8 protein-coding genes are annotated in these 15,229 nt (G+C 63.3%); 6 read left to right on the top strand and 2 right to left on the bottom strand.

Annotation, left to right across the window (positions count from 1 at the left end; all coding sequences use genetic code 11):
- Positions 1-240: 240 nt before the first annotated feature.
- The gene (thsA, locus tag CHB65_RS02140; protein WP_089383384.1) at positions 241-1,797 is read right to left on the bottom strand and encodes a thermosome subunit alpha; all 1,557 of its coding nucleotides are present in this window, start codon (positions 1,795-1,797) and stop codon (positions 241-243) included.
- Between the two features lie 219 nt (positions 1,798-2,016).
- On the opposite strand from thsA, the gene CHB65_RS02135 reads away from it, so the two are divergent.
- The gene (locus tag CHB65_RS02135) at positions 2,017-2,847 is read left to right on the top strand and encodes an amidohydrolase family protein (protein WP_089383383.1); all 831 of its coding nucleotides are present in this window, start codon (positions 2,017-2,019) and stop codon (positions 2,845-2,847) included.
- A gap of 115 nt (positions 2,848-2,962) precedes the next feature.
- On the top strand, positions 2,963-3,403 hold the full coding sequence (locus CHB65_RS02130; RefSeq protein WP_089383468.1) for a DUF5788 family protein: 441 nt from the start codon (positions 2,963-2,965) through the stop codon (positions 3,401-3,403).
- Between the two features lie 39 nt (positions 3,404-3,442).
- Here the strand turns inward: CHB65_RS02130 and CHB65_RS02125 are convergent, their stop codons facing one another.
- Complete coding sequence (locus CHB65_RS02125; RefSeq protein ID WP_089383382.1) at positions 3,443-4,495, bottom strand: TrmB family transcriptional regulator sugar-binding domain-containing protein; 1,053 nt, start codon at positions 4,493-4,495, stop codon at positions 3,443-3,445.
- A 105-nt stretch (positions 4,496-4,600) separates the two neighbouring features.
- Between CHB65_RS02125 and CHB65_RS02120 the strand changes: the two genes are divergently transcribed.
- From CHB65_RS02120 to CHB65_RS02105, 4 genes are all read left to right on the top strand, one after another.
- Complete coding sequence (locus CHB65_RS02120; protein ID WP_089383381.1) at positions 4,601-6,742, top strand: glycoside hydrolase family 15 protein; 2,142 nt, start codon at positions 4,601-4,603, stop codon at positions 6,740-6,742.
- Between the two features lie 86 nt (positions 6,743-6,828).
- Complete coding sequence (locus CHB65_RS02115) at positions 6,829-7,320, top strand: thioredoxin family protein (RefSeq protein WP_089383380.1); 492 nt, start codon at positions 6,829-6,831, stop codon at positions 7,318-7,320.
- 228 nt (positions 7,321-7,548) lie between these two features.
- Positions 7,549-8,223 (top strand): hypothetical protein, encoded by a 675-nt coding sequence (locus tag CHB65_RS02110; protein WP_089383379.1) that lies wholly within the window; start codon positions 7,549-7,551, stop codon positions 8,221-8,223.
- A gap of 492 nt (positions 8,224-8,715) precedes the next feature.
- Positions 8,716-14,949: a PKD domain-containing protein gene (locus CHB65_RS02105; protein WP_089383378.1), complete on the top strand. Its 6,234-nt coding sequence runs from the start codon at positions 8,716-8,718 to the stop codon at positions 14,947-14,949.
- Positions 14,950-15,229 lie beyond the last annotated feature (280 nt).

Below are 15,229 nucleotides of genomic sequence, written 5' to 3'. Positions count from 1 at the left end.
GCCCTCCGCGTCGCTTCGGGCGTCGGTCGGACCCTCGCGCGCGTTCCTCGCGCGCGCCGGAGGACAAAAATACCGCATTCGCGTCGCATCTTCAGTATCCTGGTCGCATTCGGCGGAGACGCTATCGGCCTTCCCGTGATTGTATATAAAGATCGGCTTCGCCGTTGTCGTCGCCGTATCGTGTGCGCCGATGCCGCCCTACTCGGCGGCGATGCCGCCCTATTCGGCGGCGATGCCGCCCTACTCGGCCGAGATGACGTCGTCGATGCGGAGGATCATCGTCGTCGCCTCGGTGGCGGACTCGACGGCCTCACGCTTGACGGCGGCGGGGTCGACGATGCCCGCCTCCAGCGGGTCGCCGACGTGGGCGGTGCGGCCCTCGGCGATGACGCCGGCGCGGCCCTCGCGGTCGTGTAACGCACGGAGGTCGACGAGCGTGTCGATCGGGTCCGCACCCGTGTTCTCCGCGAGCGTGCGCGGCAGCGCGTCGACGGCGTCGGCAAAGGCCTCGATCGCGAGCTGTTTACGCCCCTCGACACCCGCGGAGGCGTCACGGACGTGCGCGGCGATCGCGATCTCGGTCGCACCCGCGCCGGGAACGACCCCGCCGTCATCGAGCGCGGCGACCACGACGTCGACCGCGTCGTTCATCGCCCGCTCCAGTTCGTCGACGACGTGCTCGGTCGTCCCGCGGACGAACAGCGTCACCGCCTCGGCGGCGTCGCCGCCGCGGATGAACGCGAGTTCGTCCTCGCCGTAGCGCTCGATCGAGATCGACTCGACGTGGCCGAGGTCGGACTCCTCGAGGTCGTCGAGCGTGCCGAGCCGCTTCGCGCCCGTGACGCGGGCGACCTCGCTCGCATCGGAGGAGCCGACGCTCTCGAACGCGAGGATGCCGGCGTCCGCGAGGTAGCCCTCGACGCGGTCGTCGATCTTCTTGCGGCAGAAGAGGACGTCGACGCCCGCTTCCGAGAGCGTCTCCGCGTAGCCACGAAGCTCCGCGTCCTCCGCCTCGATGGCGGCGTTCAGGCCCTCGACGGAGCTGATCGAGTACTCCGCGTCGACATCGCCCTGCCGAACTTCGAGTTTCGCATCGAGGATCGCGACGGTCGCGTCCTCGACCTCACGGGGCATCCCGTCGTGGGCGGGCTCCTCGTCGACGACCACGCCATCGACGACCTCGGTCGCGGAGGAGGCCGCGCCGGCGCGCGGGTGGATATGGATGCGGTCGCGGATCTCGCCGTCGGCGTCCTCGACGGCACGGACCGCCTGCACGACGAGCTCGGCCAGGTGTGTGGCGGCGACGTCGCCGGTTCCCTTGCCGGTCATCGAGGACTCGGCGACGGACGCGAGCAGGTCGTCGTCGAGGTTCTCATCGAGGACGCTGGCCTCGATGGCCTCGTTGGCCAGCCGGGCGGCCTCGGCGTACCCCTCGACGATAACGGTCGGGTGGATGTCGTCGTCGACGAGGTCCTCCGCGCGGGCGAGGAGCTCGCCGACGAGCACCGCGGCGGTCGTCGTGCCGTCGCCGACGACCTCCTCTTGGGACTCCGCGACCTCGACGATCATCTGTGCGGCGGGGTGGTCGATGTCCATCTCGTTGAGGATCGTGGCGCCGTCGTTCGTGACGACGACGTCGCCCGTCGAGTCCACCAACATCTTGTCCATCCCTCGCGGGCCGAGGGTGGTGCGTACCGCCTCGGCGACCGCCTTGCCGGCCGCGACGTTCGAGTCCTGGGCGGCTCGACCGCGTGTTCGATCGCTGTCCTCCGAGAGAATGTACAGGGGCTGTTGCATACGAGAGGCCATACTCATTCGGAATGATGGTTTGCGGTTCTATATATATTCATCGGTATCTTCCGATCAAAACCGTGGGATGGCGGCGAGGTAGTGAGTGCCACAGCAGTGACGAAGGGGACCGGGTTCCCCACGAGCACGACCGTTTCGACGGGTCGATCGGTCGGCTTCCCGGCCCGACCGACAGGCACATGTCGGACCGCCGGGAGTAACGGACGTATGCTGGGGTTGGAACACGACTTCCGGATCGTGGACACGCGTGCGACGCTGGACCCCGACGAGGCCTCCGTCGCCGTCCACGGCCGTGACATCACCCCGGAGCGGTTGGAGCGGGAGATGCATCAGGCGGGGGTCGTCCGCTCCGTCGCCAGCCCCGGGCCGCGTACATCGGGGCGGAGCTACCTCCGCGCGAACAACGCCGTCGCCCGTCTCTCCGTCGACCGACCCTTCGTCGCGTTCGCCCGCCTCAACGGGCCCCGGGACGCGACGGGCGGCCCGTTGGCTGCGGTCCGTAACCTCCGTGCGGAGCGCGAGGATCATCACACCCGTCCCGACGACGTCGAGCAGTATGCCTATGACGACCGGTTTCATGGCTTCGTCCTCGTGCCGGCACACGATGGCCTGCCGAACGCCGACGTGCTCGAACGATTGGAGATCGCCGACCTTCCGGTCATCGTGCACGCCGGACGGGAGTTCCCACCCACGATGGTCGAACGCGAACTGCTCGAATACGATTTTCCGATCGTCCTCTCCAGTTTTGGGGGCCACCCGCTTGATGCGACTCTGATGAATCGGGCCCTCGATATGCTCGGCGACTACGACCGGCTCCACGTGGAGACGAGCGCGGTTCGCTACCGCGAAATCCTCGAACGCGGCGTGCTTGAACATCCGGATCGGGTGCTGTTCGGCTCCGGTGCACCCAACGTCCACCCGAACGTCGGCGTGATGGAGGTCCTCACGCTCGACGTCTCCGAGGACCTCATGCGACGGGTGTTCGCGAAGAACCCCTCGCGATTGATACCCGGGCTCGCGGAGGGTGCGGACCTCTGAGCGGCCCAGAATCGCCCCGCCGCGACGCGGAGGACACCGTCGTCCCGCCGCGATGAATGGCACGCCGGGACCGACGGCGAAGGAGCGAAGTGTGTCCCGGCCGTATCACGTGGACGTGAAGGAGTACGAGCGGAAAGTGCTGCTCGAACGGGTCAGCCGCGAAGCTGCGACCGTGGGTGCGGAGATCCCCGAGGAGATCGAGATCCAGGGCGAGCCGATCGCGTTGCGCTCGTTCGTCTTCGAGATCAAGCGCCGTGATTCGATCCCACAGGGGGAGCGCGAACGCGTCGAGCGGGCGAAACGCAACCTCAGACGTGAGCGGCTCGAACGGATCGAACGGATCGAGGAGGGCGCGATCAGCTACGCGGAGGGCGAGAGGCTCGCCGCCTCGATCATCGGTATCGATCGAGCGTTGGAGGCGCTGGAGGGCCTTCGTGCGCCGGGTCCCGAGACGGCGGCCGAGCGACAGGCGGCGGCCGACCGAAAGCGCTGGATGCGGTTTCTCAAACAGGCGCTCGGACGCGACGAGGGATCCACGGTCGGATCGCGCCGATAACGGACCGGCCTCACTCCGTGTCGCTGAACGGGATCGGCCTCACTCCGCCTCAAGTCGGACGAGATCGGCCTCCACGTCCTCGACGAACGCGCCGCGCCCACCGACGGCGACGGTGCCGTCCTCGGTCTCGATGACGATCGTATGTTGGACCGGGAACTCGTTGTTCGTCGGCTCGACCAGCGACTGTCGAACCGCGGACACCTCACCGGTGACCTCCACCGGCTCGTTCGCCGCGGTATCGCGTCCACCGACGGTCGCCCGGAGGGTCGTTCCCGCACGTCGATGAACCGTGGCTTGAAACGCAGCGTGCCGGAAGTTGACGTACTCGGCGGGCAGCGTGGCCGGACCCGCGGTCCACGTCTCGACGGCCACGGGCCAGTAGTTCCCGAGGAACGATCCCGCGATCACCGGCGCGAGCTGCGCCTGCGCGAACACGATGGCCTGTCGGTCGGAGTTCGCCCGCTGCAGCAGCTCCGCGGGGGCGACCATCCCGACCGCCGAGTCCGCCGTCAACAGCGTCGGCATCGCCGCCTCCCAGCGTCGCACGACGCTCGCAACCCCCTCGGTGTCGGGCGGTTCCACGGCTTCATCGCCCGCACCGCTGAGGATCAACAGGACGAGCACGCCGCGATCGACGGCGGCAACGAGCGGATCGCGGAACTCCTCGAGCAACGGCGCGGGTAACGAGAGCGTCAGCTCCTCGTCTGCACCCTCGATCAGCGTTCGGATCCGCTTGAGGACGGTCACGCGCGATTTGACCACCTCGAACTGCTCGACGTCGGGCTCCACCTGCGCGAACCGCTCTTCGAGGGCGGGACGCATCGCCTCGACGTCCGAACGGAGCCGCTCGATCACCTCCTCCGGGGGGGTCGCGCGGATCGTCGTCGGCACGGCGTGATCGTTCACCTCGACGAACCCGCGGGCCGCGAGGGACTCGCTCACGCTGTAGACGTAGCGCTTGGAGACGCCCGCGGCTGCCGCGATCGTGCTCGCTTTCGCCTCCCCGTGTTCGAGCAGCGAGAGATAGGTATCGACCTCCTTCTCCGAGAGGCCGAACCCGGTGAGGAGTTCGCTCAACGTCCGGTCATCCATATGGGAGTCACCGCCGGGGGTCACTTATCTCGGTCGGTGCGGATCGAAATTCATGAATAACAATTACACCAAACATTGATATCTCGCGGTGCCGTCAGGACGACCATGCAGCTACGCGACGCGATCGACGATTACAAACGCCACGTTGGCCATCCGACGCGATTCCCCGGTGAACGCCGGACGCACTCGGGTCGGTTTTCCGGCGGCGGTGGGCGGTTGGTTCACGTCGACGCAGACGGGAGCCTCCGAGATTTCGGCTATCCGTTGACGGGGCTCTCCGGGCTCGCCATCGGGCGGTTCGGACTCGCAGTCGACGGCGAGCGTCGCTGGTTCGGCGCGGACGGGACGACCCAGCGCTACGTCGACGGGACGACGGTGATCGAGACGACCCACCACACCGACATCGGGACCGTCCGTCGATACGACGCGACCGTCGGGGACGTCCATCTCACACATGCGGCGGTCGGGAATGCAGCGGCCGAGAACGTGACGGTGGAGGGGACCGGGACGGACGCGTCGCCCCCCTCCGACGCCTCGTTGCTGGTGTACGCGCGCTTCACGCCGGACGGCCGCGACGACCGACTCGGTCAGCTTCGACACACGGACGCGGTGGAGTTCTACCACACGGCCGAACACGACTACCTCGCGAGCGCGACCGGGATTACGGAGCTTCGGGGACAGCTCCCGATGACGATCCCCGAACTCCTCGACGGGCGAGCGATCGGTCTCCCCCGCGACCGCCACGGCGGCCGATACGAGGAGGAGCGCCTCTGCGGCGAGGTCGTCCTCGAGGTTCCGTTCGAGTCCGGACGGACGACCGTCGCCAGCCTCCTCTCGAAGCTGGAGGAGACGCCACGTGAGGCGGCCTTCGAGCGGCTGGACGGCCTGTTCGACGTCGTCGATCCCGCACACGGGGCAGCGGACGCCCGCGAGACGCTCGTCTCGTTGGTCGACGGGTCGGTGCCGTCGGTTCCCGAATCGGTTCCGGATCGGGACGCGATCGCCGCGGACCTCCGCGTGCTCTCGTTGCTCTCTGCGGCTTCGGGGCTGCGTATCGCCGGTCCGGATTTCGATCCTCACTACCAACACTCCGGTGGCTACGGCTACACCTGGTTCCGCGACGACGCGGAGATCGCCGGCTTCCTGCTCGATGCGGACGAGCGGCTCGCGCTCGGCCTCGACGACTGGCATGAACGCTCCGCGCGGGCCTATATCGACGCCCAGCGTGCGGACGGCTCGTGGCCCCACCGCGTCTGGCCGTTCTCCGGTGCCATTGCGCCCGGGTGGGCGAACGCCCGCTTAGAGGCCGGCCCGGATCACGACTATCAGGCCGACCAGACGGGCAGCGTCGTGGCGTTCCTCGCACGGGCCCGTGAGGCGGGGATCGACGTCGATGGCCTCTCCGAGGCGCTCGTTTCGGCGCTCCTCGGGCTCGATGAGACCCTCGAAGCGGACGGACTCCCGGTCGTCTGTCAGAACGCCTGGGAGGACTCGATCGGCCGGTTCGGCCACACCGCCGCGACGTTCCTCGAGGCGTATGCCGAACTCGCCCGACACGGCGCGGAGGTCGGCCTCGATGACGACCGGATCGACGGCGACGTGGCCACACACGCCGAGGCGCGGGCACGTGAGGTGTACGACGCGCTCGACGACCTCTGGGTGGCCGACCGTGGCTGTTACGCGCTCCGTGAGACGCCTCACGGTGACCTCGACGGTCGGATCGACTCCGCGACGCTCGCGTTCGCGGGGGCACACCGCGCCTTCGACGCCCTCGGATCCGACGGATCCGGAGCCGTCGATCCGGAGCGTCTCGATCGACTCGTCTCACACGTCGAAACGGTCGTCGACGGACTCTCACGGGAGACGGACGCGATCAGCGGGCTCTTCCGGTACGAAGCGGACGGGTGGCGACAGGCCGAACAGGGCCGCGAGAAGGTCTGGACCGTCTCGACGGCGTGGGGGGCGAACGCCTGCGCCCAGCTGGCCGTCCTCCTCGCGTCACGGGACGACCCGCGCGCCGAGGCGATGGCCGCGCGTGCGACGGAACTCCTCGCGGAGGTCTCCCCGGGAGGCACGCTCCGTGCGGAAACGAGCTACCTCCCCGAACAGTTCTTCGATGACGGCACGCCGGACAGCGCGACGCCGCTCGGGTGGCCCCACGCGATCCGACTGGCGACGGTCGCGCTGCTCGCCGATCACGACATGCTCGATGTCGAGGCCGGCGTGCATGCACACGCGGACGACTAGAACCGGGCACGAATCCGTCGACGTGACGGTGTGACCAACCGCCCGCGGCCGTGACGTTTACTGACGCGGCCGGCATACCGTAAGCCATGAGCGAAGGATCCACCGACGATCCGGATGCCGAGCGGCAGCGAATCCGTGAGCGCAAGCTGCAGGAGCTGCAGGAACGGCTCGAAGCGGGGGAGTTGGGTGCGGATGGCGGCGCAACCGCGGGCGGCGATGCCACGAGCGGCGTCGAGGACGCGGGAGCCGGTCGAACCGCGCCGACGGAGCCGATCGAGATCACGGGCGAGACGCAGCTACAGGAGACGATCGACGCGTATGACGTCGTCCTCGTCGACTGCTACGCGGAGTGGTGTGGTCCCTGTCAGATGATGAAGCCGGCTATCGAGGCGGTCGCCGCCGACACCCCGGCCGCGGTCGCGACGGTCGACATCGACCGCAACCGGGGGGTCGCCGCCGCGCTCGGCGCGCGAAGCGTCCCGACGCTCGTTCTCTACGCGAACGGCCAGCCGGTTGAGCGACTCGTCGGCGCACAGGATCGGGCGACGCTGGAGCGGTTGATCGGGGAGTACGGGTAGTTCATCAGGCGCTCAGCGAGATACGACACCTGGTATCGCAGTTCGTCCTCATTCCATACAGCCATATAAATACAAGTACCTTTCTCGACGAGTTTTCTCCCTGGCTGGTGTGTGGTGAAACGTCACCCAGTATACCGGAGAGTGGCGATCAAATTTTAGCTTTCATAGTGATATTGAAAGCGTCCACTCAAAGTAATATTTAATTTGTTAGAAAAATCATCATTGGCCATGTCGTTGACCTCTATCGCCGGTGCCGCGATCATACTGCTGCTTGGGAGTGCGGTGTCGATCCTCGGGCTCTCATCGCTTCGTCAGTGGAATCAAACGCGGCTCATTGATTTCGTGTCGCTTCGTGACGCAGCGGTAACCGATGGCTCCGTCATGATCGGCGGAACGGTTCGTCCGATCGGTGAATCCCGGCTTACCTCCCCGGTTGCCGGGGAAACCTGCGTTGCATATGAGTTCCGAATCGAGCGACGGAGCGGCAACTCGTGGTCGCCGCTCGATTCGGGAAGCGAGTGCCTGCCGTTTCTTATCGATGATGGGACTGCGGTTGGATACGTCGACCCATCCGGAGAGGACCTGTTCCTATCGATGGAGCGGGTCTCCGATGTCGACGAGGATCAAATCGGCGAGGAGGTGGAGACGAAACCGTCGTTAGCCGGGCGAAGACGGTATTATGAGGGGGCGGTCTCACCGGGCGAAAAGGTCTACGTACAGGGATCGTCTGAGCCGACACAGGATCATAACGATGCCGACATGCGGTTGTTATCCGGAGGGAGTGACCTCCGGATCTCCGACGAAAACCGGCGCTCACTCATGCGTTCACACCTGCGCAAAGGATTGCTTCTGTTACCTGTGGGGATCCTATTCGTGTCGCTCGGCCTCTGGATACTGCTGTGACGGTCCCCCATGGCGATGGAACGCGTTGTGGAGGACGCCCGATCCAGTCGTCACCCTGTTTCCTTACTTGATGTCATGCCCAAGTCATCGTCTTCTCCATCCCGCTACGAACCACGCCGTATAATTCCGGGCATCGGTTTATTCCGACGATCGTGTGGAGGCCTGCCTGGGCTCGTAAGGGGGCACAAAAACGTCCGTCCGGAGGCTGTCAGGCGAGCGAGAGAGTGACTGATTTGACGGGATCAGCCAACCGAAGCGATCATATGTGGCTTCAGGCGAGCCCTGAAGTAGCGATCGATCTATCAATGAGTCGTTGAACCGTGCCAACGGGATAATACTTATAGTGGTATAGTACCTTGTTGCCCTGTCAATGGATAGCAAGGTGCGATTTTTCCAGCGGGGAATCACCGGCGCTATGGAAGCTCAGTCCGGGGAAGGGTTGAATCGACGTATGTGGTTCGAGGTCCGGCTAACCGCCGGCGGGGGGCGATAATGACGCTCGAACGACGGCAAATAAACGCGATCGTGTTATCGGTGATGATGGTCACCTCCATGATCGCTAGCGTTGCTATGTTCGGCGGCGGTTCAGCGGCGATTGAAGAGGTAGAAAGCGGCAGCACGAGCGACGTCGGATCCGCTGTCATCGACGGTACGGGGACATGGCAGACGACTGGCTCCAATGATGGGGCGGATGCTGAATCAAACAATGACACCGACACTTCGACGGTAGATGGGGAAGCGGAGGACGACGACGACGATGACGCGGACGCCGATCAAGGAGACAGCGATCCCGAATCTGATGAGGCTGCCGCGGAGGATATCGATCGTGACGTTGAAACAGCCGTTATACAGAGCGAGGGGACCGAAATCATTGTTAATGACGTAGAGGACCTGCAGAAGGTGAATGACAACTTGGACGCGGATGTTATCCTTCGAAACGACATCAACGCGACGGAAACCGAAGACTGGAACGACGGGGCCGGCTTCGAGCCGATCGGAAGCTCCGGATCGCCATTCACCGGAACTTTTGACGGACGAGGACACGTGATCGAGGGTCTCACGATCGACCGACCGGACGAATCGAACGTCGGGCTCTTCGGATACGCGGACCAGACGACGATCCAGAACGTTCGGTTGGAGAACGCCTCGATCGTCGGTGATGACCGAACGGGCGGTATCGCTGGAACGGTTGACGAGCCACAGTCCGCTGACTCCTTCGTGATGAACACCTCCGTGGAAGGAACGATCGAGTCGACATCCGGTCTCTACGCGGGTGGTATCGTCGCGTTTGCGACGGGTGGCGGATCCGGTCAGAGTGCATATGGGCCAGTACTCGACGAAGAGAACCGGTTTAGCGGTGAAATCACCGGAGATCAATACGTCGGCGGCCTCCTTGGTCGGTCGAACTTTGGAACCGAGATGGGTGTTGGATACGTTGAGGATGCAATGGTCGATGGAAACGAATACGTCGGTGGGCTCGTCGGCTTCTCCTCGTTCAACCCGTCGACGTTCGACGAGATGTACGTATCCGCAACCGTCGAGGCCTCGGGCGACAGCGGTGCCGTCGTGGGTCGTATCGGAGACGACGGATCCGGCAGTGACGGGGTTGACCAGTTCCCGGACGTCTACTGGGACGAGGATGTCGAGGATAGCGAATATGTTGGGTCTTTTACATCCGGAGCCGAACCTGGTGCTGACCGCGCAGAACCCATAGGGCTCACCACCGAGGAGATGACCGGCGAGGACGTGCGGGCAAACATGGGTAATTTTAGCTTTGATGATAGGTGGTTAGTCCGAACGAACCCGGATGATTACCCAATCTTCTTCTGGGAGGCCCGGACTCCGGATGCACCGGAGGCGAGCATCGACACGTCACGGGCGGCGGTTGAGGTTGACGAGACGGTGGTGTTTGACGCAGGGGACTCTGACGGCGAAATAGACACATACGAATGGGACTTCGACGACGGGACAGACACAACCGGCGAATCGGTGGATCATAGCTTCGATGAACCGGGTGCATACACGGTGGTGTTGGGGGTCACCGGCCCGACAGGAGTTGACACCGCGACGGTTGATGTGCTAGTCAGCGACGGCGACAGTGATGCATTCGTTATCAACCCATCGACAGCAGAAGTCGGAGAGGAGGTAGAGTTCACGTCGCCGGACGGTGAACAGTACGAATGGGATTTCGACGATGGGACGACCGCAGTCGGGGAATCCCCGACACACACGTTCTTACAACCCGGCGTATACGAGGTCACGATGATCACCGGGGATGAGGACGTCACACGGATCATCGCGATCGAGGAGGGCCCGATCGCTATCTCCACCGTCGAGTCAACGTTTACCGACGGGGCAGCGGTGATCGACGGGCTGTCGGTCGACACTGAATTCAGTGTCGATGTCGAGTCCGAACGGGATGTCGAGAGCGTCATCCTAGAGATCGAAAACGAAACCTACGACATGGTGCCAAACGGGGATGACACGTGGGAGGCGGATGTCGACCTTTCCACCATTGAAGACGATACCGTCGTCGAAGTTATCGCCACCGATGACCTTGGCCGGCAGGACATCGAACAGCGCAGTATCCGGTACGAGGCGACACCCGAGTGGTTGACGTGGATGCTGGAAAACGCTGAAGACGTACAGGAACTCGACGGTCGAGAGGTTGAGGCGGGTGTTGAGGTGGTGCTTTTGGACTTTGATCGACAGGTCGACGTGCTCTCCGGGGTGTTCCCTTGGGAGCGCGACTTTGCTGCGTTAAAAGAACTCAACACGGGTGTATATATCACGGCCCCGCAGGGCTTGGTCGAAGTGACGCTGGACGGGGAAGGCGAAGTGGTAGTGAAGGGTGTCGAAGTCGAGCTTGAGGGGGGTGGTGCCGGAACCGTCGACCGTGACTACGAACTTCAAAGCGCCGAGGCGAGCTTGGGTGGAGGGATCTCCGCACCGGTGTGGCAGGCCTCATTTGATCCGCCGTTCGTTCCGGAACAGTCCATTCAGGTTCGTGCTGAAGGCGACGCGACGACCGGTGCCGAGTTCGAGGGGAACGACACGGGACTGGACTTTCAGCAGGGAACGATCCAACCGATGATCGGGCTGACCGCGGACTCTACGTTCGGGGTGTCCGGTGGTGAGGTCACGGCCGGTGTGGACGGCTCAACTGGCGGAAGTGCGGCGTTCGGCCTGCAGGATCCATATCTTCGTAGCATCGGGGTTCCGGTTGAGAGCAATATCTTTGGGGAGGTTGATGTAACGGTTTACCAGGGTGAGTTCACGTTCGTTATCGTCGACGACGAGATCGAACTCGCATCCGCAAACACGGAGGCTATGACATCGGATGGGCTGACTACGGTCGAGCGCCACTCCGATTGGGGAGTCGCGGACAAACACGGCGAGCCACCGGAGTCATCCGAACCGGCAGGGGTGATGCAGGCGGAGTCTTCGGCCGTGCAGGAAGATGATGATCGTCGTCTCTCCGAACGGGACTTGGAAGATACACACCCGGCGATCGCACAGACTGAAGACGAGACAGTCGTCATGTGGAGTCGACAGGATGAAGCAAAGGACGTCGTTGAGGGTCGAGATCTTGCCGTTCGTATCGAGGGTGATGACTGGGGCGATACTCAGTGGGTGACTGATGATGGATATCACGATAGCCATCCTGAACTCGAAACGCGGGAGGACGGTGACACGTTGCTCGCGGCGTGGGAGCGGGTAGACACCGAACTCTCCGAGGAGGGAACGCCCGCGGACGCGTTCCCGAACACCGAGGTCGCCGTCGCCACCACCGAAGACCCGAACACATGGACGGAGCCGATGCTCCTCTCCGAAGCGGTGACGAACGAATCGGTCATGACACACGAACCGGCCGTGGCGTCCGCCGGTGACCAGTGGTTAGTCGCGTGGCAGCGAAACGAGGCGAACGATCCCCAGAACGTGGACGACACACATGTCGATTATGCGCTCCTATCTCAGTCGAACGCCACGTCGAACGCACCCGTGGAAATCGAACGGAGCGGGACGGTGGAAAACGCGATACAGCCCGCCGTCGCCGGTAACGACGATGGCACGTTTACCGTGGGGTACTTCGAGCCGGCTGCAGACCGAGCTGAGGGGACCGTCACCCGAAGCGTGCTCAACGCTTCGACAGGGGTTGAATCCGTAGAAAACCACGAAATCGAGCGCTTCGGCGACCTCACGGTGAGTGAAGACCGGATCATGTGGAGTGAACGCGTCGATGGGGAGGACCGGATCCAAGACGCTGATGCGGAGACAGCTCCCGAGACGTTAGAATTGGACGGAAACATCTCGGAGATCGATGATATCGACCTTCGGAGCGCCGGCGATCAAAACATCTTAACGTATCGCGGGACGCCGCTCGGGGAGTCCACGAGGGATATCATATACCGTATCGAACAGGACGGTGACTGGACGGCGGATCGTCGGATCGCCGGTGGAGACGACGATGTCGCGGTGTGGCACGCCGCGACCGAGCTACGCGACGATACGTTCCAAACGGCGTACGCGAAGCGCCCCACCGGAACCGATGCGGTGAATGACGTTTTCATAAACGAGGGTTCACCCTCGCCCGCATACACCGTCTCTGCTGAGCTGGTTGATGATGAGGATCCCTCCGTCGGAGATGAGGTTACGGTCGCTTATGAGGTTAAAAACGTGGGTCTGGACGCATCCGAGGGCATAGATCTCGAAATAGCCAGCGGGGGCGAGGTTCTCGATTCGAGTTCACTCGGCCCGTTGGACATGAACGAACAGGTTGAGGGAACGTTCGAAGTAGAGGTCGGTGAGTCTGGCACCCTTCAGCTTGATATCGACGATACATCCGTATTGCCCGAATTGACGACGAGCGAGAGGACCGAATCTTCCAGCGAACAGGAGCCTTGGCTGCCGACGTCCGCGAACATCACGGTAGCCGAACCGGAGATCGGCGTCGGAGCCGTTTCGACCACGGTGAACGAATCGGATACGTCCGCTGATATCGACGTGTCCAACGCCGGAAATGCGACGGCGACTGACGTCCCGCTCGCTGTTTACAGCGGATCGACACGGTTGGCAAACGCGACAATCGATCGTGTCGAAGCGAACGCAACGGCGACGACGACGGTCGAGATAGACGAGTCAGAACTTGACGAAACGGTTTCGGAGACGATTGTACTCGACCCGGACGGTGAACTTCCGGAAGACTGGATCGCTGACCTCGGTGAACGACGGAGCGTCTGGCTGCTACAGCCGGATCTTGCCATCGACGGATCGACCACGTACGAGAACCGGTCGGGGGTATTGGTCGCCGATGTTGGCATATCGAACTCAGGGGATCTCGACGCCATCGCTACGCTCTCGATCCGCAACGAGAGCGACAGCGTGATCGGGGAGGAAACGTTCCTCGTCGAATCCACCACGAACGCGACCGTTCACGAGGACGTCCTCGTGGAGCTTACTGACCGACCGGAGGACGATGAATCCCTTGAGTTGTTTGTCGATCCATTGGTCCAGGATGCAACTCCGTCGACGACGGGGACGAGCGATACGTTCGGTCCGGTGCTCGACACTGATTCACCGCCCCCGGTCGACGGCGGCTTCGACGTGACAATCGATCGCCTCGACAATGAGGTGGTTGACGGCGATAGCATACACGGCGAAGTGAGCGTCGAGAACACCGAGGACATCCCAGGCGCACAGACGATCGAGATCGAGGCAAACGACGTAACCGAAACCCGGGGCGTTTCGCTCAATGGCAGCGAGTCCCGAACGATCGATATCGAGATCCCGGACGTTAGCGATGACGAGCCGGAAGTCACGGTTGTCATCACCAGCGAGGATGACAAGGCAAGCGCTGCCGTTGACGTTCTCAGTGGACCCGAGTTCGATGTTGAAGTGACTGACGCGCCCGATCAGCTGTCCGCGGACGATACGTTGAGCGTCGAAGCGAACGTCGCCAACGTCGGTGATATCGACGGCGAAACGACGGTCGATCTGATACTTAATGGGGTGGTTCTGGGGACCGAAACCGTGCCGGTCGCGGGCGCGTCAGCCGAAAGTGTCACTATTGAAACAGACCTTGCGTCGGACGACACGGGTGAGGACCTACCGCTCATGGTTGATGTAACTGGTGACTCCGACCGTCGTACCATCGATGTGGTCACTCCCGGTACGGACGACACAACCGCCGGGAATGGTAACGGAGGCGGCGGAGGCGGCGGAGGCGGTGCTGGTGCTCCGAGCCCGGACGATGAGCGATTCGAGATCACCAGTTCCGAGGTGCTGGAACAGGAAGATGGAGACACACCGATCGATATTACCACGACGATCACAAACACCGGCGGACCATCGGACGACCAAACGGTTGAACTAGTGATCGACGGTGAACCGGTCGCCCAAGAGGAACTGCGGCTGGGATCGGACGGAGAAGTTACGGTCGAGTTCACTGATGTGGACGTCTCCGATCTGGATGATGGAGAGCACACGTACCAGGTCACGACCGCTGAAGACACCTACACAGGAACGTTTACCCTCGGTACGGCTGACGATCCTGATGATACCGAGGACGAGGACGAAACGGTGGACTCGCCGACCGATGACACCGCAGACGCACCGGAAGAGGAACCGACTGTGGAGGAACAGGCGCCCGGCTTCGGTATCGTCGTCGCGCTCTTCGCGCTCCTCTCGATCGGCGTCCTTGCGTCGAGCCGGCGAAGGATGGAGTAGCCTGCTCGACGAATACCGATCTCGGGTCGAGAACGTGATCGGATCGCCGACGTGGAGACCAGATCCTCCCGAACGCCTCGCCGTGTTTCACCGAACCGCCGACCGTCAACCGCATCGCTCTTATCACGGAGATCACAAGCGTGCCGGATCTGGTCACAGGGACGAACGTGATCGCACAAGAGCGCATCCAACGATGTGTTTCGATGGGGAGAGCGCCTTCATCCGGCGTCCGACCTGTCGCGGGTCTCTGTCGGCCCGACTGTCGAAGCACCACTGTTAT

Source organism: Halorubrum vacuolatum (assembly GCF_900188065.1).
In the GTDB taxonomy this organism is placed as follows: domain Archaea; phylum Halobacteriota; class Halobacteria; order Halobacteriales; family Haloferacaceae; genus Halorubrum; species Halorubrum vacuolatum.
This window is presented reverse-complemented; position numbering and strand designations above follow the sequence as displayed.